The organism is Dongia sp. (genome assembly GCF_041906375.1).
Lineage (GTDB): Bacteria > Pseudomonadota > Alphaproteobacteria > Dongiales > Dongiaceae > Dongia.
Genome location: NZ_JAYRJJ010000001.1, coordinates 479,552 through 501,869 on the forward strand (window position 1 = coordinate 479,552; position 22,318 = coordinate 501,869).

Genomic DNA, 22,318 nt, shown 5'->3' on the forward strand with positions numbered 1-22,318 from the left:
TCGCGCCCGGATCAATCCCGGGTGCGCACGCGGGCCTGCGGGAAGCGCAGCACGACCCTTGTGCCTTGACCCGGCTCGCTGCTGAGGTCGATCGACCCGCCATGGAGCTCCATCAGCCGCTTGGTGATGGCAAGGCCCAGTCCGGTGCCGCCGAAACGCCGGCTGATCGTCGCATCCGCCTGGTGGAAGGCTGAAAAAAGGTTCTGCATCGCCTCGGGCGACATGCCGATGCCGGTGTCGCGGATGACGATCAGATATTCGCCGCTGTCGCTGAGCCGCCCGGTGATATGCACGCAGCGGTCCGGCGGTGAAAATTTGACGGCATTGGTGAGTACATTGAGGAGAATCTGCGCCACCGCGCGCGCGTCGGCATGAAGCGGCGGCAGATCCCGTTCCCAATTGCGCTCGAAGCGCACCTGGCCTTCGTCAGCCCGGCTCTGCAGCATGCGTAGGCAATCTTCGGCGACGCTTGGCACGTCGACGGCTTCCTCAAACAGCTCGACCTTGCCCGCTTCCAGCTTCGACATATCGAGCACGTCGCTGATCAGCTTCAAGAGCAGCTGCCCGCTCTTGTAGATATCGGCGGCATAGGTCGAATAGCGGTCCGGCGCATCGCCGAAATAGCGATCGCGGATAACCTGCGAGAAACCGATCACGGCATTGAGGGGTGTGCGGAGTTCGTGGCTCATATTGGCCAGAAACTCGGTCTTCGAGCGATTGGCGATTTCGGCGGCGTTCTTCGCCTTGATCAATTCCAGTTCGCGCTGCCGCAATTCGGTGATGTCCTGCAGCGCCCCGGCGATCTCGACCACGCGGCCTTGGGCGTCGTGTGTCTTTTCGCAGATCGAGCGCACATAGCGAATGCCGCGGAAACGCGACAGGATCCGGTATTCCTGGATGAAGCTTGTCTCCGGTCCATTCAGGAATGCCTGATAGCGCTCCCAACTTGGTTCCGCGTCCTCCGGATGCACCACCTGCCGGTGCCAGTCATGGTCGTTGAGCGCCACATCCTCCGGTGCCAGGCCCAGAAGATCGGCCGTGTCGCCCGAGGATTGATAGACACCCGGCAGGCCGTCGAGGCTGTCCATCGACAATTGCCAGGACCAATGACACAAGCCCGACATGCGCAACGACCGGCGCAGATCGGCCTGGGCAAGCTGCAGGCTGCGTTCCGAGGCACGCAGATCGGTCACATCCTGGAAGGTGCCGGCAATCTGGATGACATGACCGTTCTCGTCGCGCATGCGCTCGCCGGTCTCGCGGATATGAAGGACGCGACCTTCACGGTGTATGGCGCGGTACTCGACCGAATAGGAATCGTCGTGACCCAGGCGGAAGGCATCGTAATGCGCGTGCAGCGCCGCCTGATCCTCAGGATGCGCGATCATGCGCGCATAATCATGACCGTCATTGGGCAGTTCGTCCGGCTGATAGCCGAAAATGTCGCGTGTCTCGTCCGAATAGACATAACGCCCGCGACGGCTGGTCGGATCGATATCCCATTCCGGCCCGTCCGGCCGCCAATGCCAATGGCACAATTTGGCCATGCGGTGCGCAAGGCGCAGATAGGTTTCATTGCGCAGCAGCGAGATTTCGTGGCGGCGCAATTCGGTGACATCCAGGCCGATCTTCAGCAGGACCGGCGCGCTGCCCGGCGCGTATTGCATGGCGACGTTCGACCAGCGAATGCTGCGCCGTTCGCCATTCCGGGCGATCCAGGTGCTCTCGCGGAAGATCGGCCGGTGGCTGCGTAACGCCTGCGCCTCGACAATCTCCTCCGCCTCCTGATCCCCGGGCAGGAAGCGGCTGCGCCACACATCGCTGCTGGCCAGCTCCTTGCTGGTAAATCCGGAAATGCGTTCGGCCACGGCATTGGCCTGCAACAGCTTACCCTGGTCGTTGCGCAAGATGACGATGGCGTCGGCCGTTTCAAATCCGGCATCGACCAGCTGGCGTTGCGCGGCGATGGTGGCCTCACGCCCCTTCGCCAATTGCACGAAGGCGAAGGCCGCCAGCGTGGTCAGCAGCAGGATGGCGCCGGCAAGGCAGCGCAAAATCCAGGCATCGACCGGGCTCAGAATCAGAATGGCGGCGAGGATGGCGACGAGGCCGAGTGCCGTGGCGGCAGTCACCCGGTAGTAGAAGACCCCGGTTCCCGGATTGGCCCACAGGGTGGATAGCGGATTGCCGGCGACGGACTTCTGCATGGCGCCACGCGACGGATCGGCGCGCGCCTCACCTCCGAAGCCAGGAGCGCTCGACAGGCGCTGCTCCGATCGCGGCTCTATTTTGCTGACGCCTTCGCCCATGTCGGTCGGTGCCATCCAACATTCTCGCGCCCGAAAAGGGGCAAGGAACCCGACAATCCTAGGCGGCACGAGATTAACAACTCTTTACGATGGTATCGGAACCTATTCCCTCCCGTCTCCTCCGGACGGCCTTCTTAAGGCCGTCTCAGCGCCCGTAAAATCCGGCCATTGGCCTCGGTCCGCCGGTGCGCATGCTGCGCTGCGGCAGGATATCGCCGCCACCCTGCGGAGGGGATCGAAAGGCGCCGGCATCTGCTGCCGCGGGAATCGCAGCTACCGCCGCGTCCAGCCTTGCCGCAAAAAAGCTGCGCGGCGTCTCTCGCCGCCGACAGATTCGATACTTCGGCAAGGGGCTGGCCGACCGCTCATTTCCAATACGCGGCTGCGTTCAGAAAAGACTACCCAAGCGATGGCGAAGCCGGGATGATTGAGCCGTCGCGAGTTCCCAAATCGATTCCATGCCGAAAACAATCTGAACGCCCAAAAAACTTACGTCCCAAAAAACTTATGCGGTGACAGGACATTTCATGCCGGTATTGAAGTCGGCGCTCAATCTGCAATCCACTGAAGCGCAGCAGAACGCCGCCGCCATGACTGAATTGGTGGCCGATCTCAATCGCGTGCTCGGCGATGTCTTTGAAGGCGGCGGGGCGGAGGCGAAGAAGCGCCATGTCGCCCGCGGCAAGCTGTTGCCACGCGAGCGCATCCAGCTTCTGCTCGATCCGGGCTCGCCCTTCCTCGAATTGTCGGCCTTGGCGGCCCATGGCGTCTATGCCGACAACGTGCCGGCGGCTGGGTTGCTCACCGGCATCGGCCGCGTGGCTGGCCGGCTCTGCGTCATCGTCTGCAACGATGCGACGGTAAAAGGCGGCACCTACTACCCGCTTACCGTGAAGAAGCATCTGCGCGCTCAGGAAATCGCTGCCGAAAACGGGCTGCCCTGCCTCTATCTGGTCGATTCCGGCGGTGCCAATCTGCCCAACCAGGATCAGGTCTTTCCCGATCGCGATCATTTCGGTCGCATCTTCTACAACCAGGCCAACATGTCGGCGGCCGGCATTCCGCAGATCGCCGTCGTCATGGGTTCCTGCACGGCGGGCGGGGCCTATGTGCCGGCCATGTCCGATGAAAGCATCATCGTGCGCAATCAGGGCACCATCTTCCTCGGTGGACCGCCGCTGGTGAAGGCCGCGACCGGCGAGGAAGTGAGCGCCGAGGATCTGGGCGGTGGCGATCTCCACGCCCGCCGCTCCGGCGTGGTCGATCATCTGGCTGAAAACGACTGGGACGCCCTGCAGCGCTGCCGCGATATCGTCGCACGCCTCGGCCAGGCGCGGCCGGGCGGGGGAGGGATCGCGGCAACAGACATCCGTGAACCGCTTTACGATCCCAAGGAACTCGGTGCCATCGTGCCGGCCGATACCCGCAGGCCCTATGACGTGCGCGAAATCATTGCCCGCATCGTCGACGGCTCGGCCTTCGACGAATTCAAGCAGCATTACGGCGAAACGCTGGTCTGCGGCTTTGCCCGTCTCTATGGCCATCAGGTGGGGATAGTTGCCAATAACGGCATTCTGTTCTCGGAATCGGCCCACAAAGGCGCGCATTTCGTTGAACTCTGCGGCCAACGCAAGATCCCGCTCATCTTCCTGCAGAACATCACCGGCTTCATGGTGGGACGGAAATACGAAGCCGGCGGCATTGCCAAGGATGGCGCCAAGCTGGTGACCGCCGTCTCGACGGTGGCGGTTCCAAAACTGACCGTCATCATCGGCGGCTCCTTCGGCGCCGGCAATTATGGCATGTGCGGCCGCGCTTTCGGACCGCGCTTTCTTTTCATGTGGCCCAATGCGCGCATCTCGGTCATGGGCGGCGAGCAGGCGGCCTCGGTCCTGGCGCAGGTGAAGCGCGACAATCTCACTGCCAAGGGCGAGGCCTGGCCATCGGAGGCCGAGGAGGCTTTCAAGCAGCCGATCCGCGACCAATACGAAAAACAGGGCCATCCCTATTACGCTTCGGCGCGCCTCTGGGATGACGGCGTCATTGCACCCGCCGATACCCGCCGCGTGCTGGGCCTCGGCCTCGAAGCAGCACTCCAACAGCCGATCGCCGATACCCGCTTCGGCCTCTTCCGCATGTGAGAACAGAATAAATGACCGATATCGAACTCGAATTTGCCGGCCGCGTCGCCCGCATCATCATCAACCGCCCGGATCGGCACAACGCGCTCGACGTCGCCATGATCGATTCCTTCCACGAGGCACTGGACCGCGTTGCCGCCACGGCGGACGCGCGCGTGCTGCAGATCCGCGCGCGCGGTACCAGTTTCTGCGCCGGTGCCGACATCAACTGGATGCGGCGCATGGCGGAATATGACGCCGCCAGCAACATCGCCGATGCCAAGCGCCTCGCTGGCCTGTTCGAGAAGATCGCCTTTCTGCCCTTGCCGACCATCGTGATGGTCAACGGTCCGGCCTATGGCGGCGGCATCGGCATCGTCGCCGCCTGTGATTTCGCGCTGGCTGCACCCAATGCCGATTTCGTGCTCTCCGAGGTCAAGCTCGGCCTCATTCCCGCGGTGATCAGCCCGCATATCATCCGTGCCATCGGTGCCCATGCCGCCAAGCGCCTGTTCCTTTCCGGTGCCAAATTCGGCGCGGCGGAAGCGGAACGCCTGGGACTCCTCAGCGGTTTGTTCCCCGCTGATGAACTCGATGGCGCCGTTGAAGGGTTGACGAAGCAGCTGCTCGAAAACGCGCCGGAAGCGATGGCGGCGGCCAAGGAACTGGTGCAGTTCGTCGCCTCAAAGCCGCTGGGGCGCGATGTCATCGACGGCACCGCCGAACGCATCGCCAAGCGCCGCGCCAGCGCCGAAGGCAAGGAAGGCCTCACCGCCTTCCTCGAAAAGCGCACGCCCGCCTGGCGCAAGGAATGACGGTCATGGATCAATCGCGCCACCCCTCACCCCAACCCCTCTCCCCATTGCATGGGGCGAGGGGCCTCTGGCCAAGCTCGCGCGAGACTCCCTCGCCCCGCGCCAGCGGGGAGAGGGTTAGGGTGAGGGGTTCCTGGTCCGCTTGCAGCAGGCAGTAGAAAATGTTCCGCAAGATCCTCATCGCCAATCGTGGAGAAATCGCCTGTCGCATCATGGCGACGGCGAAGGCCATGGGGGTGAGGACGGTCGCGGTCTATTCCGAGGCCGACCGCAACGCGCGCCACGTGCAGCTGGCCGACGAGGCGATCCTGATCGGCCCGGCGCCGGCGCGGGAGAGCTATCTCAAGGGCGAGCGCATCATCGCCGCCGCGAAATCGGTAGGGGCCGAGGCCATTCATCCTGGCTACGGCTTTCTTTCCGAGAATGCCGCCTTTGCCGAATCCGTCGTGAAGGCGGGCCTGGTCTTCATCGGCCCACCGGCCAAGGCGATCGACGCCATGGGCGCCAAGGATGCGGCGAAGATCCTCATGCGCAGGGCCGGTGTGCCCGTCGTGCCGGGCTATGAGGGAAAGGCGCAGGACGAGGCGACGCTCGCCAAGGCAGCGGCGGAGATCGGCTACCCCGTTCTCATCAAGGCGGTCATGGGCGGCGGTGGTCGGGGCATGCGCAAGGTCGACCGCGCCGCCGACTTTGCCGAGGCGCTGCAATCGGCCCAGCGCGAAGCGCAATCCGCCTTCGGCGATGGCGCCGTGCTGATCGAAAAATACCTGACGCGCCCGCGCCATATCGAGGTGCAGGTCTTTGCCGACAGCCACGGGAATGTGGTGCATCTCTTCGAGCGCGATTGCTCATTGCAGCGCCGACATCAGAAGGTGATCGAAGAAGCGCCGGCTCCCGGCCTCAGCGACAAGATACGCGCTCGCATGACCTCGGCCGCCATCGCCGCAGCGAGGGCCATCGACTATGTCGGCGCCGGCACGGTCGAATTCATCGCGGAAGGCGACAATCTCGATCATTTCTACTTCATGGAAATGAACACGCGCCTGCAGGTCGAACACCCGGTGACGGAGATGGTGACCGGCCTCGATCTCGTCGAATGGCAATTGCGCGTAGCCTCGGGCGAGAAGCTGCCACGGGCGCAGGATCAGATCGAACTATGTGGCCATGCCATCGAGGCACGCATCTGCGCCGAGGACCCGGCGCGCGATTTCCGCCCCGAAACCGGACTGCTCCTGCATTTCAGTGTGCCGCAGGCGCCGGGCATCCGCCTCGACGCCGGTTTCGGCACGGGCGATGCGATCGGCATCCATTACGATTCCCTCATCGGCAAGCTGATCGCCTCCGGCGCCGACCGCAGCGAGGCGATCGCGCGCCTGGGTGCCGCCTTGCGCCGGTCGCATGTCGCGGGCATCGCCAGCAATCTCAACTTGCTGGGCCTTGCCGTGGCGCATCCCGATTTCGCGGCCGGGCACTTTGATACCGGCTTCATTGCGGGTCACGCGGCCGAGTTGCTGACGCCGATTCAGCCCGATTTTCCCGCTTGGGCGATCCTGGCGCTGGGCGAGCAGCTGCATCTTGCGGCGCGCGCGGCTGCCGATGCGTCGCCCTGGGCCGCCGCCGACAATTGGCGCCTCGGCGGGCCGGTGCCGCTGGTCTGGCATTTCGAATGGGGTGGTGCCGATCACGCGGTCTCGTTGCTGGCCGATGGCGATGGCTGGCGTATCTCCTGGCTGGATGAAGCCTTGCCGCTGCGCCTCATCCAGCGCGCGCATGATTCCTTCATGATCGAGCTCGGCGGCCGGCAATATCACGGTCATCTCCATGAGGATGGTGCCACGCGCTGGCTGAAGATGGGCGGGACCCGCTGGCGTGTCCGCGCCCTCGGTGCCTTTGGCCGGGCGCCGGCGAGGCGCGACCGGGCCGGGGGGCAGGCGGCCACCGTTCTTGCGCCGATGCCCGGCCGCATCGTCGCCGTCCAGGCCAATGTCGGCGATAGCGTGCGTGAGGGGCAGGTGGTCCTGCGTCTTGAGGCGATGAAGATGGAGCACAATCTCGCCGCCGGCATTGGCGGCCAGGTCGCGGCGATCCTGGTCAGCCCCGGCGACCAAGTGGTGGAGGGGGCGGAACTGATCCGCCTCGCGCCCACGCCATGAACCTGCCGGCGCAAATCCGCATCGTCGAGGTCGGTCCCCGCGACGGGCTGCAGAACGAGGCGGCGGCGATCCCGACCGCGATCAAAATCCAATTGATCGAAGACCTTGCCGCCGCCGGTCTTGCCGATATCGAGGCCGGCGCTTTCGTTTCGCCCAAATGGGTCCCGCAGATGGCCGATTCCGCGGCCGTGCTGGCCGGCCTTAAACGGGATCCCCAAAAGCGCTATCCGGTGCTCGTCCCCAATCTCCAGGGGCTTGAGGCGGCTCTGGCTGCCGGTGCCCGCGAAGTGGCTGTTTTTGCTGCCGCTTCCGAGGCGTTTTCCCAGAAGAACACCAATTGTTCGATCGCCGAGAGCCTGGATCGCTTCGGGCCGGTGATGGAACGGGCGCGGGCGGCTGGGGTGCCGGTGCGGGGCTATGTCTCCTGCGTGCTGGGCTGCCCCTATGCCGGCGAGATCGCGCCCGGCGCGGTCGCCCATGTCGCTAAGGCCTTGAAAGACCTGGGCTGTTATGAAATCTCGCTGGGCGATACGATCGGCGTCGGCACGCCGCTTGCCACCCAGGCGATGATCGCGGCGGTGGCGGCGCATGTGCCGGTGGAAGCGCTTGCCGCCCATTTCCACGACACCTACGGCCAGGCTCTGGCCAACCTGCTGGCGGCGCTGGAGATGGGGATTGCCACGATCGATTCGTCGGTCGCGGGTCTCGGCGGCTGCCCCTACGCCAAGGGTGCCACCGGCAATGTGGCGACCGAGGATGTCGTCTTCATGCTCAATGGCATGGGTATAGAAACCGGAATCGACCTCCTGCGACTTGCTGAAGCAGGCTGGCGTGTGCTGCATCACATCGGGCGTGAACCGCAGGCCCGCGTCTCGCGCGCGCTGTGGCAGAAAAGGCAGAAATCACAGGCATAACTGCGCCGGTCACGCGATTGGTGATTGCCGTCACTCGTCATTTATGGAATCTAAGCATATCTCATTGAGCAAGTCGTTCCGCCGGCCGTTGCCGGCCACTTGCACAAAGGTTGGGTTGCATCATGCGTAGCAGATATGTTTTCGACGACGTCCTCGAACTGACCACCCCCATCCGCCTGAAGAATGGTTTGCGCGGCTATATTTCCGGCCGTTGTTGGAACGTTCGCCGCGGCGTCGAGGAATATGATGCGATGCTGGAAGGCAACCAGATGATCCGCGGCCTGATGGCCCAGGATTTCGAGGTCACCGGCCAGCCCCGGATCGACCGCGTCCGCGCCGCCTGAAAACTGGCCGCCGGAAAAGCCAGCTAATCGATTAGCTAATCGATTAGCTGGGCCCCTTTTTCCCCCTCCCGGCGCCTTCAGACTTCCTTAACGGGATCGCCCTAGCATCGACAGGTCTAAAGGACCGTCTGGTGGAGGGTGCGATGAGCTTCGGCAAATGGTTAACGGATCTGGTCGTGGGCCAACCGGCGCAGGTGCCGATTCCCGTCCGCGCCCAATCGCGCGAGCAGCTGATCGCGGAGGCCCGCCAGGCCGTCCGCAGCGTCACCCCCGAAACGCGCCAGCGCTTGGCTGATGCCTTCGAAGCCCAGGCCGCGCGCCAGCGCATCGACCGGCAGCTCCGCGACAGTTCCGGCGCCCAGAACATGACCGACGTCATGCGCCGGATGATGGGCGGCAAGTAAGCGCCTAACCCGAGCTTCCCGCTCAACTATTCAATCCCCCAGATCCAGGGATGATTCTGGAACAGCCCAGCCTTGCTCGGGCCGGGGTTTAAGCCGTCTCGCACAGGGGCTATAGTCCCGCCCGACTTTCCAAGGGGCAGCATCTGCCCGGATCATATGAAAGAGGGATACGAGATGTCGTCGAATGCGAATCTGCAGCAGCGTCGCAATGCCGCCGTGCCGCGCGGTGTCGGCAATGCCTATGCGATCTATGCCGACAAGGCCAAGAACGCCGAGATCACCGACGTCGAGGGCAAGCGCCATATCGACTTCGCCGGCGGCATCGCCGTCATGAACACCGGCCATGGCCACCCCAAGATCATCGCCGCGGTGAAGGAGCAGCTGGACCGGTTCAGCCACACCTGCTTCCAGGTGAACCCCTATGAGAGCTATATCCGCCTCGCGGAACGCCTCAACAAGCTCGCCCCCGGCAGCACCCCGAAGAAGACCATCTTCCTCACCACCGGTGCCGAAGCGGTCGAGAACGCGGTGAAGATCGCCCGCGCCCACACCAAGCGCGCCGGCGTTATCGCCTTCTCCGGCGCCTTCCACGGCCGCACGCTGATGGGCATGGCGCTCACCGGCAAGTACCTCCCCTACAAGAAGGGCTTCGGTCCGTTCCCGACCGACATCTATCACGTGCCCTTCCCCGATCCCGCCCAGAAGGACGGCGTCGCCCAGACGCTCAAGATCCTCGAGACCATGTTCAAGGCCGATATCGGCCCGGACAATGTGGCGGCGATCATCATCGAGCCGGTGCAGGGCGAAGGCGGCTTCAACCCGGTCCCCTTCGAGCTGATGAAGGCCCTGCGCGACATCTGCACCCAGCACGGCATCGTCTTCATCGTCGACGAGATCCAGACCGGCTTTGCCCGCACGGGCAAGATGTTCGCCCATGAGCATAGCGGCATCGAAGCCGACCTCATCACCGTGGCGAAATCCCTGGCCGGCGGCTTCCCCTTGAGCGGCGTCATCGGCAAGGCCGAGATCATGGACGCCCCCGCGGCCGGTGGTTTGGGGGGCACCTATGGCGGCTCACCCATCGGCTGCGCGGCCGCCAATGCCGTGCTCGACGTGATGGAAGAGGAAAACCTCGTCGAGCGCGCCAATGTCGTCGGCAAGCTGATGAAGGACCGCCTGACCGAGATGAAGAAGCGCAACAGCTTCGGCAACCGCATCGGTGATATCCGTGGCCTCGGCGCCATGGTCGCCTGCGACATCGTCAAGGCGGACGGCGCCCCCGACGCCGACCTCACCAAGGCGATCACCGCCAAGGCCGGCGAGAACGGCCTCATCCTGCTCTCCTGCGGCGTCAACGCCAACACGCTCCGCTTCCTGATGCCCTTGACCGCCGAGGACAAGATCATCAACGAAGGCTTCGACATCCTGGAAAAGACCATCGGCCAGGCGATCGAGGGTTCGGCGAAGGTCGCGTAACGCACGCTATAGCTTTCAGTGGTCGGGCAGGCCCGACCGCTGGTTTTGAATGAGGAAGCGCGTCGGAGCAATCCGGCGCGCCTTTCTTTGCTTGTGGGCGAACGTTATGATGAATGAGGCGTGAGTAGGCAAACTGAGAGATCTGCGATGGTTCATGAGTTTGGAGGCCGTCACAATTACGAACTCAACAGTGCGACCGTCCTTAGAGATGCTTACAGACTAATAGGACTGGCACTTGCCGATTCTTGCATCGCCCGAGAATGTCAAAATTTAGATGACCCCTTGTTTCGTCTGCGCGAGCAGTTCCTCGAGGACGAACTGATTCATCTGCTGATTGGTACGGCTGTCGCAAACCGACTGCATGATGACCATATGTGGGATCTACGCAACGACCCCGATGAGTTGGGCTTTCTTCCCGTCGTCCGCGACTGCGGCTCATTGCAGCCGGATATACTTGAAGAAGCGGTTATTCCACTAGGCTTTAGAGAGGCCTGCAACAAAGTCATTCATGCAATCCAAATTACTGCAGAGCCTCAGCAAATGGATGGCGCGGCTTTCGATCACTTGCCAGTCGTCCTTGTTCTGCGCGGCACGCAAAATGGGAGGGGATGGCAAGCCCATCTAAATCTGCTCGAATTCATTCGAGCAACTTCGGAGAATTTCGACTTCCGCTAATTAGAGGCTATGCCCAAAAGAAGCTTCATTCTTGCTCGGCTCAGCCTATGCCGCAATAAATGTCCTTATCGCTTTCGACTCCGCTGGGCTGAGACGTGTCAGAACTTGAGGCGGGTGGAAGCGCTCTCTGATGTTCTTCAGTTGCTCTATGGTAATGGCCGCAGTCGCCAACGGGGTAGACAGCACGATAGCAATCGCTTCGTCCGCGCCGTCAAAGTAGGATTTAAACTCTGTGTATTCTATTCCGCCGCTTTTTCTGAACTTGCGCCAGATCGTGAGTGGCGCTCCTATTGAAATATCGCCAATCGTCGCACAGCCAATTACTGCTCCGACGGGGCGAGTAGCATAAATCCAAAGGCAATCCCCTCGCTCGAGCCGTGGTACACGCCTACGAAATTCGACAGTCTTGGCTCCCGACATAATCGCATTCGCGTGTCGTGGATGAATGGATATGATTGCTTCGGCAAAATCAGACATTCTTCCATCCCATATCAAGAATCGAGGCGACCTTTTCCGCCTCAATCAAGGTGGGCGTTTGAAGATTTGACGCGCCAACCGCTTTCAATTTTCTTAGTGAATCAAGGTGTACGGGAAATGGCAAGCGAAGAACGTTATCGAACGTTGTGGCCAATACCTCTGCCGAAGCCGAAAATGGACCTACGTCATCAATAACAGATTGTTTCATCAACGAAGTTGATACCTGGGATTTTGGAACGACCGTCGCGTCCACAATTCGCCCGACGGCCACTATTGCGCTTCTGCCGCCCGTTCTCTGAGACTCGTAGAAAAGAATCGGCGTGCCAGCCTTCATTAGGGGCGCAGAGCGCGGGGTATTGAAGTAGGTTCTTCTCGTCATAAACGTTGCTTCTGGATTGCCGAATAGTGCGATCTGATCCGTTGTCCCCAGGAGATCGTCGGCAAAGCTCTTTGCGATAGGCGCAATTACACCGTCTCGATCCTGCCATATTATCAGGGTGGGGCTAAATGCATCTTCGAGAGCTTCTAGTGGGATCTTGGCCGATGATCCGTCTGAACGATTGATCTCTATAATCTTGCCCGCGGGCATCGAACTTGAAATGGAGATTCCTGTCTTGCGGCGAATCTGCTCGGCGATAACTGGCCATTGCCGTGTTGTCATAGGCTTCCCAACAGCGATCTTCGACAATACGTGATCGTTCTTCTTCTTGGCGAAACCGCAAGTCACTGCAGCTTGGCGCACGATAAACTGACCTGGAATATCGACCAGCTCCAACAATGCCGGTGCGGATTTGCATGTCTGTTGAATCGACGTTCTAAGAAGGTAATCTGCGAATAATTCAATGGCGACATGACCGGGCCGGACATGCACAAGCAGTCGTGCAGAACCATGGATGCCCATTGAAAAAATTGATGCGGCAACAGCTACAATCTCTTCATTTTCCTGAATCGACCATGCTGCCCATCTGCCGTCGATGTCAGATGTGGAGAAAAAATCATCCAGAATGCGAGATGGCACTTCCTGACTCTCCAGGTAGCGTCGTGATATCTTGAGATCGATAGGTTTGGTTACGCAGTTTGTTCCTCGCAATCGCTGACCGGTCTTTTCCTCTGGCTCAGTCGACAGAAGCGACACGAATTCGTTCAGGTCCGCTACATCGATTCCAAAGAGCTTAAATAGGTCGTTACGAGCCTTGAGTATTGCTCTGTCGCTGGTGATAAAGCCGGAAGCGTGCGCTAAAACGGCCTCAGCAAGGTGTCTGGCGTCGCTGAAAGCTTGTTTTGTGGCGGCGCCTTTCCTGGGAGGGGATATGAATACGGCGTTATGAATTTTGGTGCAGAGCGTCTGTACTTCAATCTCGTCGGCCTTTGGCAGCCGGGGAAGATTCTTTGATAGTGCCAGAACTGGGTCCGGTTCTATCATTATCTTCTGCCGCTCTAGCTCCTTAAGGAATTCAGTTGCCACTGCTAGCCTGACCTCATGAGATAGAGCAGCGCCGATCAAGGTCCTTGCTAGAGGCGTGCGCTCTCGATCGCGGATGGCGTCGAAGAGAACGTTTAGATCGATTACGTACAGCGGTGCCGTCGTATTGCGCTGTTGAGGTGTGGCGATATTGAGGCCTTCGTCCGCCTCCAAGGCAGTTAGCAGAGTCGGTGTCGATAGCATTCGCGTCCGAAGAGCGATTTCGCGCTTACGCGACTTTCCCCCAGGGTAGATTCTCTGTAGGTGAAAGCCCTTTGATTCATAGAACGCTTGAGCGATGCTCAAATCGGCAGCTACCGCAGCGGATATGGAGAGGAATTCTCTTTGCTCGAGTTGTGAGACGACTTCGTTTATGAGCGCGGATGCAATTCCATGCCGACGATGAATTCTTACTGTTGCGATTTGCTGAATTTTCGCATGAGGGAAAACTCCACTAAAAATAACGTAGCCTGCCAATTCACTTTTATCGCCAATATGAGCTAGCATCGCTATTACGCGTTGCCGATCAATAGCGTCTCTAAATGCGGCTTGTGGCAGAAACCCTAGGGCTTCGCGCTGATCGTCCGCGAGTTCGATGATCGAATCGAAGAATGGCAATATTCTAAGAGGCGCCATTTCTACTCGATACTGGAACGGCCCTTGATTCCCGATTACGGCCTCGGAGCTATTTGCCATCGTTCTGCACAATGAGGTGGTGGGCTTTGAGAGAATCTTATATTAGTAGTCCAGTATCCTTAAACGCAATGACAGGTTGTGTTCTAATTTTTGAGGCTGAAATTGAAGGTCTGAATATGCTTGACCACGGCTCGGTCCTTTAATCTGGCGATGGTGCTTCATTCTATCCACCCGCAATTCACCCTCAGCGCCTCCCGGCACGCGTCTTCATCCTCCGGGATGAAGCTGGTGATTTTGCCGTCCGCGTCGATGCTGACATCGGCCCAGCAGGCGCCGTGGTGGAAGCGGAAGGTCTTGCCGAAATAGCGGCTGAGATCGGCGCGTTGGCATTCTTCGACAGTGATAATGAGGAGTTTCACCGCTGATGCGGTACGCTCACGTTTGATCTACTTGACCGCAAAGAGATCTGGCTGACTCTCGATTAGCTTACGCAGGTTTTTCGTGCAGTAATCCATAGGGGGTTCGTTCTTGCCCCCGACAATACGCAGCAGCACGTCCCATTCAGGCTCCAGGTAGACTGCGGGCCAGAAGTTCGCCGCGAGATCCTTTATACGAGTCAAATTCTGGCTGGCACATTGTCCGCTGTTAACCATGACGCTTGCCAGATCCTGCGTTGCCTTGTTGGCGTTCTCGAAGCCGCCGGTGCCTTGCGAGATGTTCACCAGAAGTTGGTGTTTCTCCACGTTGGCGACAATCTCCGGCAATTGAGCGCCGGGGTGTTCACGCAGCGGAGCAGCGATACTGGCGATGCTGGCTACGAAGCCGACAAGCCAGGCAATGAAGAATTTTTCCTTGCTATCCAGTCCCAAAAGGCAAGTAAAAGCCAAACCGATGGCAGCCAATAAGTATGAAAGGCCGGTGATTGGCTGTGCGTCTTTCAGCCAATCCATGCCAAACCAGATCACTCCAAGAACAATGGAAGCAACTGCGAGCGATAGCCTGATTTTGTGTCCGGTAGAAAGAGAAAGGAACAAGAGAGTCTCCATAGGTTCCGGGGGTGTCGTCGATAGTCCATCCCTATCGATAAAGGAGTGTATTTGTCGGCTCAGGTGGGGAAGATCATCACGAGGAGGGGGGTGAGCTCGACGCAGGCGACGGGGAGCGCGGTGTCGATGGCGGTGAGGATGCTGTCGGTATCGGCGGCGGCGAACTTGCCGGTGAAGAGGAGGGTGTTGAGGGCTGCATCCATCGAAAGGACTGAGCCATGGCGATAGCGGCCGATATCCGCGATCACCTCGCCCAGCGGCTGGTCCTCGAACACCAGCTGGCCCTTGCGCCACGACGTGTCGCCGGTCTTGGCGGCGCGGGATTCCAGGCGGTCCACGTCGACCTCGAAGAAGACCTTGCGGCCGGCCGCGGGATAGATGATCGGGCCGTCATTGGTGATGCGCATGGCGACGGCGCCGCGGATCACTGACAGCGTCGCCTGGGCATCGCGGATCTGCGCCACGACATAGTCATAGCGGTTGAGGCTCTTGGTCGTCGCCAGCATGCGGGCGGTGAGGTAATGGAGCCGGAAGGGCCGCGCATCGTTGCCGCTGATCTCGACCGCGGCGCGGCCACGGCGCAGCGTCACCTTGCGCAGGCGCTCGCCCAAATCGATGGCGACGGCGCTGTCGGCATCGAGCTCGACCAGCGAGCCGTCGGGCAGCTCGATCGTTTTCGTCTCGCCGATGCCCGTCGTGATGTCGTCGCTGAACAAGGCACAGCCGGCCAGCCCCGCCGGCGCGAGGGCGGAGAGGGCCAGCGTGGCGCCGAGGGACAGGAAATGGCGGCGGCCGCAGGCGCGATGCCCGGTTGGGATAGGCAGGCTGGCTGGGACAAGCAGGCCGGTCATGTCCATCGGCACGCCGGAACCACCGGCAACGGGCGCCTTGTCGGACATGAAGGCAATGTCGGGATACATGGAGCGCAGTTCCTTGCCGGCCGGCTTGCGGCCCCTTTCGGCAAGTTAGTCAGGTTGCGATGCGTTTTGAAGAGCCATTTTAAGTGGTACGCATAACATGGTGATGGTTGCGGGCGCGGAACGCGCTTGCCTAAACTCCGCCGGCGAAAAATCTGGCACGGAAGGGACATGCGCGGTGGGTGAGCTTGGCAGGATCGACGGCGTGGCGGTGGTGACGGGTGGGGCCAGCGGCATCGGGCTGGCCTGTGCGCGGGCGTTGGCACGGCGGGGTGCGGCGGTTGCCTTGATGGACCGGGCGCCGGCGGTGATGGAGGTAGCCCGGGAAGTGATGGGGGAAATGATGGGGTCTCCCGGTGCCGAGGTGCGGGGATTCGTGGCGGATGTGTGCGACGAGGTGGGCTTGAGCGCGGCGGCCGCGACGATCGCGGACACGATGGGGCCGGTGCGGGTGCTGGTCAATTCGGCCGGCATCCTGCAGAAGCCGTTGCCGCCGCAGGAACTCGCACAGGCCGATTGGGACGAGGTGATGCGCGTCGACCTCAAGGGCACCTATCTTGCCTGCCGCATCTTCGGCAGCGAGATGGCGCGGGCGCGTGGGGTCGACCGCGCCATCGTCAACATCGCCTCGATCACGGGGCTGCGCTCGACGCCGCTCCATGCCTATGGGCCGGCCAAGGCGGCGGTGATCGCCTTGACCGCCAATCTCGCGGCGGAATGGGGACCGGCGGGCTTGCGCGTCAATGCCGTGGCGCCGGGCTTCACGGCGACCCCGGCGCTGGTGGCGGCGATCGAACGCGGCGAGCGCAATCCCGCGAACCTCACCGGCAACGCGGCGCTGGGGCGGTTGGTCGAGATGGATGAGGTGGCGCGCGCCGTGGGCTTCCTCGCCTCGGCCGAGGCTTCCGCCATCACCGGTGTCACACTGCCGGTCGATTGCGGCTGGCTGGTCACCGGGCCCTGGGCCACCTATGGCGGCCTCCGGCAGTTGTGAGATCGGGGGGCGTGAGGGCGGGAATCGTGAGGGCGGAAGCTTGCGGCTCAGAGGATGTCGCGCAAGGGCGGCGGCTGGTCGAGGCTGGTGATCACCTTGCCATAGGTGATGACATGGGTGACCGTGTCGTCATCGTCGGAGAGGGGCAGCAGCACGCATTCCTGGCTGATGAGAAAGCCCCGGGGATGCGCGATCTTCGACCAGTCATAAACCGGCTGCCGGCCGTCGATGACCAGGTTGTAATTGCCCGTGGCATCCGACGTCTCCTTGCCGATGGCGCATTCATCGACCGTGCGGCCGGTCGGGTTGTAGCCGCGCAGCTCGATCTCGGTATCGCCGACCAGGCGGTAGACCAGTCGCCGGCCGTGCGGGGCGGTCTCGTCCGGGATCACGTCGATGAGCTGCAGATGGGGCAGCCAGCGTTTCATCTCCAGCGCGTCGATGTCCTGGCGGCGCGGCATGCGGCGGCTCTGGCCGTCGGGCAGCGCACGCTTGCTGTCCCAGTAGCGGTAGAAGCCGAGCGTGTCGGGAAAGCAGCGGCGGGCCATCTCCTCCATGTCGGTCGTGCGCGGATACATGCTGGCGAAGCTCCCCCAGGCCGCCGGACGATGCCACTCTCAAGCGACGGCGCGGCGTGCCGTCACCCCTGGCGCGGCGTGCCGTCACATTGTCTGCTGCGGCCGGCAAGGTCAAGTAATGAGGGAATAAGCTGTGGCCGCTACGTCGTGCCTGACGATGCTTGGGCGGCGCCGTTTTCCCCGATTTAGCTTGACGGGGTTAGGTTGATATCAACAGGATGCTTCATGTCGAAGAATGCTCACCGATCCGCGGCCGCGCCGCGCAAGAAGCCGGCCCCCGTGGCGGCCCCTGCCAGTGCCGAGGTGCCTTATGCCACCACGCTCCATGTGCGCGACACCTGCCTCTGCCTTTTTGTGCAGCGGGCGGCGCGGGCCCTGGCGCGGCGCTTCGATTTGGCGCTGCAGAAGCTGGATCTCACCAACGGGCAGTTCTCGCTGCTGATGTCGCTCAACCGGCCGGAAGCCCCCGGCATGGGGGCCGTCGCCCATCTGCTGGCGATGGACCGCACCACGCTCACCGCGGCGCTGAAACCCCTGCAACGGCGCGGCCTCGTCGAGGTCTCGCCCGATCCCGCCGACCGGCGCGGGCGGCTCCTCAGCCTCACCAAGGCGGGGAAGAAGCTGCTCGCGGCGGCGCTGCCGATCTGGCAGGAGCAGCACCGGGCGCTGGAGGATTCGCTCCCCGGGGCGGCGCCGGACCGGCTGCGCAAGGACCTCGCCGCCCTGTCTTGAAGGTGCGTTATCACACATAAATGTATTAAATGTGGAAAGTGACTAAGTTTTCCACAGGTTTCGCCGAGTTGTCACTTGAGAGCGAATCTGAATCCCCGCAGCATGGTCCGCAGCGCAACTACTGAGGGATTATTCTCAAAATGCAGACAATCGCCATTGCTTGCGTCGGCGCGGCCGCGGTCAACGCGTCGGCCCTGATGGGGACCCTCTGGTACATCGCCTCGACCGGCCGGCGGCCGGGCTGGGTCGCCAAGCTGCTCGGCTAGGCGAAGCGGCTCGGCTAAGCGAACCGGCTCGGCTAGGCGAAGCGGTCGGGGCGATAGGGGGCGAGCAGCGGATCGCGTTCCGCCCTCAGCAGTTCCGCCGCGGCAAAGAGGCCGAGGGCCGGGGCCAGCGTAATGCCGGAATGGGTGACGGCGAGGTAGAGACCGTCAACATCCGGCGCGGCGCCGATGATCGGGAAGCCGTCCGCGGGCAGCGGGCGATGGCCGATCTGGTAGCGCGCAAATCGGAGACCGTCGCCGCCCGTCAGGAGCCGCTGCAGACCGGCGAATACGGCGGCGGCGGTGGCGCCAGCGTCGGCACCCGGATCGGAGCCGCCGAAATCGGCACCGGCCAGCAGGCTGCCGTCTTCCAGCTGCCGCACATGCATCTCCGGCGCCATGACGAGGCCACCCAGCAGCTTGGGCGCCGGCGCCGTCTGCACCAGCAGGCCCGGCGGCGTCGACATCGGCACATGAATATCGGCGGTGGCGGCCAGTGTCGCCGTGGCGGCGCCGGTGGCCAGCACGATATGGTCGGCCGTGATCTCGCCCTGGTCGGTGAGGAGGGCATGCACGCGGCGACCCTTGCGCAGCAGCTTCAGGATGCGCGCACGTTTGAGCTGCGCGCCATGGCTTTGCGCCGCGGCGAGGATCGCCTGGGCGCTGGCCAGCGGTTCAAGCGCCCCTTCCTCCGCCACATGCACGGCAAGTTCAGGCGCATGGCACAAGGCGGGTTCGATTCGCTGCGCCTCGGCGGCCGCGACGAGGCGGATGCCGTAGCCCCAGCTTTCATGCTCGGCAGCGTAGGCGCGGAGGTCGCGTTCAGGCAGATCCCACAGCAGCCCGCCCACCCAATGCACGCGCAAGGCCGGGATCTCGGCGGCAAGGCGCTTCCACTCGGCAAGCGACCGGCGGCGCAGGGCGAAATAAGGCTGCGGATTGCCCCAGCTGGCATTGAGCCAGGCCCAGGAGCTGCGCGTGGCGACACCGCCGGGCTCGGCCGCCTCGATGACAGTCACGGCGGCGCCGGACTTCGCCAGGTGATAAGCGATCGAGGCGCCGATGATGCCGGCGCCGGCAACGATGATATGGGGCTGCCGGGACATCGAGGCCGCCTCTAGATCGAGGCGACCTTCTTCTTCAGGATGTCGATGAGGGCCTGGACCTTGCCGCCGTTGGAGCTGATCACGGAGGCGAATTCCTGGCGATGCGTCTCGGCGAGGCTCAAGCCCTCGACACGCACGTCGGTGATCTTGTTGCCGTCGCTGGTGTTGACGTCCCAATCGACCCGCGGCTCGCCTTCGGCACCTTTGACGATGGTGAAGACGGTCGAGGTTTCGCCGCTCTCGCGCACCTTCTGCACGACGAGGCTCTGGCCGGAATATTCGGCGAAGCGCTTGCCGTAGACGGCGCTCATATATTCGGTAAAGACCTCGACATAGGCCTGCTGCTCATCGGGCGTCGCCCGCTTCCAATAGAGGCCGAGCGTGTGCTTGGCGAGCTTGGGCATGTCGAAATACTGCTGCAGGATCGGCAGCAGCTTGGCTGCGCGCTCCTTGTCGGTCGATGCCGAGGAAAGCTCGGTGATCGCCTGCTTGGAGAGCGAGCTGATGAAGGATTCCAGCGCCGCCTGATCAGCCATCGCGATCCGGGGGGCGGATGTGGAAACGGCGGCGGCAAATGCCGCCGCCGCCACAAAAGTTCTACGCGTCAGCATGGAACTCAGTAGGCTTCCGAGAGCTGGTCGCCGCCAGCCGGCACCTGGGTCGATGCAGACGGCGAGGTCGGCAGCATGACCGAGGGAAGCTCGGCGCCGTCTTCCGGGATCATCTCTTCATTGGTCACCTTGCTGACCGCCGCTTCCGGATCTTCGCCGTTCTTGATGGCGTCGTTGCGGTGCTGGCGATAGAGGCTGCGGATGGTCGCATAGAAGTCGACCGAGCCCTTCTGCAGTTCGGCGATCGTCTCGAGGTTGCGGGCGCGGGTGTCGATGCCCTCGACCATGAAGCGGGTCGTGTTGATCCAGGAGACGTTATAGACGTAGCCGACCCAGGTGAGCGGATCGAGCACGTAATCGACCAGCTTGCCGCCGGCGTCACGCGGGTTGGACGGCCCAAGGAGCGGCAGGTGCAGATAGATGCCCTCGCCCGAACCCCAGATGGCCAGGGTCTGGCCGAAATCTTCGTCATGATAGTTGAGGCCGAACCAGCTCGCCGCATCGAGAAGGCCACCGACGCCCAGCGTGCTGTTGATGAGGAAGCGCGCGGTGGTCGTGCCGGCGCGGCTGCCTTCACCCTGGAACAGGTCGTTGGCCAGGATGACCGGTGCATGCAGGTTCCGGAGGAAGTTGCGGATGCCGTCCTTGGCCGGATCCGGCAGCGCAATGTTGTAGTAACCGGCGAACGGCTTCACGAGCAGTTCGTCCATGGCGTGGTTCACTTCGAAGAAGTAGCGGTTCATCGGCTCCAACGGGTCGTTTGCCTCGTTGAATGCCTGGACGGCGGCCTCGTCGCTGGGATCGGGCGGCGTCGCGCAACCCGATGCGAGCAGAGCGAGCGTCACCGAGGTGACAGCCAGCGTCGTTTTCGTGAAATTCATGACCTTGAACATAGAACCCCTAGCCCTTTCCGGTAGCCCGGTTTCGAAAAGTTGATCTGCTCTTCTAGCGAACCGCTGCACCGTCCCCCAAAAGCGGCCTCCATCGTCCCCGGCCGCAGAATCTTGAACGTGCTGGTCCCAAGTTCCCGTCCCGACAAGCGCTCCTTTATGACGGTGCAGCAGGGCCACAGCGTCATTGACACATTGTCGCGGCGAAAACTTAACCGACCGTTATCCACCCGGCTGGAACGCCTGGATGGATTCGGGTCGGCCAACCCGTGGGCTTTGATAACACACGCGTTTTGTGAGTGAAAGACGAGTCCTCAGGCCGTGAGGCGCAACCCTGACAGTTCTGTGACATAAATGCCGCAATCCTTACCCGCCGGCGGTAATATTTCCTAACAATGCTGGTTTAGGCCAACTGCTCGGCGTGATGGCAGGCCACCATCCGGCCGTCGACCGGCCGCATTTCCGGCCGCTCGGCGGCGCAGAATTCCGTCGCGAAGGCGCAACGTTTGTGGAACGCGCAGCCGGAGGGCGGATTGAGGGGCGAGGGCAGTTCGCCTTTCACGGTCAGGCGCTTCGAGCGCGCCTGCGGATCGACCGAGGGAGTGGCGGCCAGCAGGGCCACCGTATAGGGGTGGCGGGGGCCGGCGAAAATGACTTCCTTGGGGCCTTGCTCGACCGGCCGGCCCAGATACATCACCATCACCTCATCGGCGATATGACGCACGACCGACAGGTCGTGGGAGATGAAGAGGTAAGCGAGGTTCAATTCCTCCTGCAGGTCCATGAGCAGGTTGAGGACCTGGGCGCGGATCGACACGTCGAGCGCCGAGACGGGCTCGTCGGCCACCACGATGCGGGGCGAGAGCATGAGTGCCCGGGCGATGGCGATGCGCTGACGCTGGCCGCCGGAGAACATATGCGGATAGCGGCTGTATTGTTCGGGGCGGAGGCCCACCTTGGCCATCATGGCGCGGGCGGCTTCGGCGCGTGCCTTGGCGTCGAGGTCGGTGTTGATCTCGAGCGGCTCCTCGAGGATCTGGCCAACCTGCTTCCTGGGGTTCAGCGAGCCATAGGGATCCTGGAACACCATCTGCACCTTGGGGCGCATGGCCTTGATCATCTCGGGATCGGCACTCGCCACATCGACGCCGTCGATGGCCAGGCTGCCGGAGGTCGGCGTCTCAATGAGGGTGACGAGCCTTGCCAAGGTCGACTTGCCGCAGCCGCTTTCACCCACCACCGCGAGCGTGCGCCCGGCGGCCAGGGTGAAGCTGGCGCCATTGACGGCACGAAGTTCGGCATGTCCCTTGAATAGGCCGCGATTGACCCGGTAGTGGCGGTGGAGATCCTGTGCCTCGAGCACCAGCGGGTTGCCGGCCGTCATATCGCGCTTGTC

The 22,318-nt window shown here is 62.3% G+C and carries 22 protein-coding genes; 11 read left to right on the forward strand and 11 right to left on the reverse strand.

Annotated elements, in window-relative coordinates; genetic code table 11:
- Positions 1–11: 11 nt before the first annotated feature.
- Positions 12–2,324 carry a PAS domain-containing protein gene (locus ACE3OA_RS02215; protein WP_374307375.1) on the reverse strand — a complete coding sequence of 771 codons (2,313 nt, stop codon included), beginning with the start codon at positions 2,322–2,324 and terminating at the stop codon, positions 12–14.
- Between the two features lie 512 nt (positions 2,325–2,836).
- Between ACE3OA_RS02215 and ACE3OA_RS02220 the strand changes: the two genes are divergently transcribed.
- From ACE3OA_RS02220 to ACE3OA_RS02255, 8 genes are all read left to right on the forward strand, one after another.
- A complete protein-coding gene (locus tag ACE3OA_RS02220) occupies positions 2,837–4,450 on the forward strand; it encodes a carboxyl transferase domain-containing protein (RefSeq protein ID WP_374307377.1) in 1,614 nt (537 codons plus the stop codon).
- 11 nt (positions 4,451–4,461) lie between these two features.
- Positions 4,462–5,244, forward strand: a complete 783-nt coding sequence (locus tag ACE3OA_RS02225; RefSeq protein ID WP_374307379.1) for an enoyl-CoA hydratase-related protein — start codon at positions 4,462–4,464, stop codon at positions 5,242–5,244.
- A 161-nt stretch (positions 5,245–5,405) separates the two neighbouring features.
- The gene (locus ACE3OA_RS02230; protein WP_374307381.1) at positions 5,406–7,397 is read left to right on the forward strand and encodes an acetyl-CoA carboxylase biotin carboxylase subunit; all 1,992 of its coding nucleotides are present in this window, start codon (positions 5,406–5,408) and stop codon (positions 7,395–7,397) included.
- Positions 7,394–8,311 (forward strand): hydroxymethylglutaryl-CoA lyase, encoded by a 918-nt coding sequence (locus ACE3OA_RS02235; protein WP_374307383.1) that lies wholly within the window; start codon positions 7,394–7,396, stop codon positions 8,309–8,311. Before ACE3OA_RS02230 ends, ACE3OA_RS02235 begins: the two co-directional genes overlap by 4 nt.
- Before the next feature lie 122 nt (positions 8,312–8,433).
- Positions 8,434–8,655, forward strand: a complete 222-nt coding sequence (locus ACE3OA_RS02240; RefSeq protein ID WP_374307385.1) for a hypothetical protein — start codon at positions 8,434–8,436, stop codon at positions 8,653–8,655.
- 143 nt (positions 8,656–8,798) lie between these two features.
- Positions 8,799–9,059: a hypothetical protein gene (locus ACE3OA_RS02245; RefSeq protein ID WP_374307387.1), complete on the forward strand. Its 261-nt coding sequence runs from the start codon at positions 8,799–8,801 to the stop codon at positions 9,057–9,059.
- A gap of 174 nt (positions 9,060–9,233) precedes the next feature.
- Positions 9,234–10,535, forward strand: coding sequence for a 4-aminobutyrate--2-oxoglutarate transaminase (gene gabT, locus ACE3OA_RS02250; RefSeq protein WP_374307389.1), 1,302 nt, complete (start codon positions 9,234–9,236; stop codon positions 10,533–10,535).
- Positions 10,536–10,682: 147 nt separating this feature from the next.
- A complete protein-coding gene (locus ACE3OA_RS02255) occupies positions 10,683–11,210 on the forward strand; it encodes a hypothetical protein (protein ID WP_374307390.1) in 528 nt (175 codons plus the stop codon).
- Positions 11,211–11,255: 45 nt separating this feature from the next.
- Here ACE3OA_RS02255 and ACE3OA_RS02260 read toward each other — a convergent pair whose 3' ends face one another.
- The 5 genes from ACE3OA_RS02260 to ACE3OA_RS02280 form a co-directional block, all read right to left on the reverse strand.
- A complete protein-coding gene (locus tag ACE3OA_RS02260; RefSeq protein WP_374307392.1) occupies positions 11,256–11,687 on the reverse strand; it encodes an ASCH domain-containing protein in 432 nt (143 codons plus the stop codon).
- Positions 11,680–13,785: a GNAT family N-acetyltransferase gene (locus ACE3OA_RS02265; RefSeq protein WP_374307394.1), complete on the reverse strand. Its 2,106-nt coding sequence runs from the start codon at positions 13,783–13,785 to the stop codon at positions 11,680–11,682. Before ACE3OA_RS02265 ends, ACE3OA_RS02260 begins: the two co-directional genes overlap by 8 nt.
- A 218-nt stretch (positions 13,786–14,003) precedes the next feature.
- Complete coding sequence (locus ACE3OA_RS02270; RefSeq protein WP_374307396.1) at positions 14,004–14,204, reverse strand: hypothetical protein; 201 nt, start codon at positions 14,202–14,204, stop codon at positions 14,004–14,006.
- Positions 14,205–14,231: 27 nt separating this feature from the next.
- Positions 14,232–14,819: a hypothetical protein gene (locus tag ACE3OA_RS02275; protein ID WP_374307398.1), complete on the reverse strand. Its 588-nt coding sequence runs from the start codon at positions 14,817–14,819 to the stop codon at positions 14,232–14,234.
- A 71-nt stretch (positions 14,820–14,890) separates the two neighbouring features.
- Positions 14,891–15,751, reverse strand: coding sequence for a FecR family protein (locus ACE3OA_RS02280; RefSeq protein WP_374307400.1), 861 nt, complete (start codon positions 15,749–15,751; stop codon positions 14,891–14,893).
- 175 nt (positions 15,752–15,926) lie between these two features.
- On the opposite strand from ACE3OA_RS02280, the gene ACE3OA_RS02285 reads away from it, so the two are divergent.
- On the forward strand, positions 15,927–16,742 hold the full coding sequence (locus ACE3OA_RS02285; protein WP_374307402.1) for an SDR family NAD(P)-dependent oxidoreductase: 816 nt from the start codon (positions 15,927–15,929) through the stop codon (positions 16,740–16,742).
- A 47-nt stretch (positions 16,743–16,789) separates the two neighbouring features.
- Here ACE3OA_RS02285 and ACE3OA_RS02290 read toward each other — a convergent pair whose 3' ends face one another.
- Positions 16,790–17,320 (reverse strand): PAS domain-containing protein, encoded by a 531-nt coding sequence (locus ACE3OA_RS02290; protein WP_374307404.1) that lies wholly within the window; start codon positions 17,318–17,320, stop codon positions 16,790–16,792.
- 225 nt (positions 17,321–17,545) lie between these two features.
- On the opposite strand from ACE3OA_RS02290, the gene ACE3OA_RS02295 reads away from it, so the two are divergent.
- Positions 17,546–18,052, forward strand: coding sequence for a MarR family winged helix-turn-helix transcriptional regulator (locus ACE3OA_RS02295; RefSeq protein ID WP_374307406.1), 507 nt, complete (start codon positions 17,546–17,548; stop codon positions 18,050–18,052).
- Positions 18,053–18,192: 140 nt separating this feature from the next.
- Complete coding sequence (locus ACE3OA_RS02300; protein WP_374307409.1) at positions 18,193–18,318, forward strand: hypothetical protein; 126 nt, start codon at positions 18,193–18,195, stop codon at positions 18,316–18,318.
- Positions 18,319–18,350: 32 nt separating this feature from the next.
- On the opposite strand, the gene ACE3OA_RS02305 is transcribed toward ACE3OA_RS02300, so the two are convergent.
- From ACE3OA_RS02305 to ACE3OA_RS02320, 4 genes are all read right to left on the reverse strand, one after another.
- Positions 18,351–19,421 (reverse strand): NAD(P)/FAD-dependent oxidoreductase, encoded by a 1,071-nt coding sequence (locus ACE3OA_RS02305; protein WP_374307411.1) that lies wholly within the window; start codon positions 19,419–19,421, stop codon positions 18,351–18,353.
- An 11-nt stretch (positions 19,422–19,432) separates the two neighbouring features.
- Positions 19,433–20,032, reverse strand: a complete 600-nt coding sequence (locus ACE3OA_RS02310; RefSeq protein ID WP_374307413.1) for a phospholipid-binding protein MlaC — start codon at positions 20,030–20,032, stop codon at positions 19,433–19,435.
- 5 nt (positions 20,033–20,037) lie between these two features.
- Positions 20,038–20,913, reverse strand: a complete 876-nt coding sequence (locus ACE3OA_RS02315) for a VacJ family lipoprotein (protein ID WP_374307415.1) — start codon at positions 20,911–20,913, stop codon at positions 20,038–20,040.
- Between the two features lie 412 nt (positions 20,914–21,325).
- On the reverse strand, positions 21,326–22,306 hold the full coding sequence (locus ACE3OA_RS02320) for a peptide ABC transporter ATP-binding protein (RefSeq protein WP_374309198.1): 981 nt from the start codon (positions 22,304–22,306) through the stop codon (positions 21,326–21,328).
- Between the last annotated feature and the right edge of the window lie 12 nt (positions 22,307–22,318).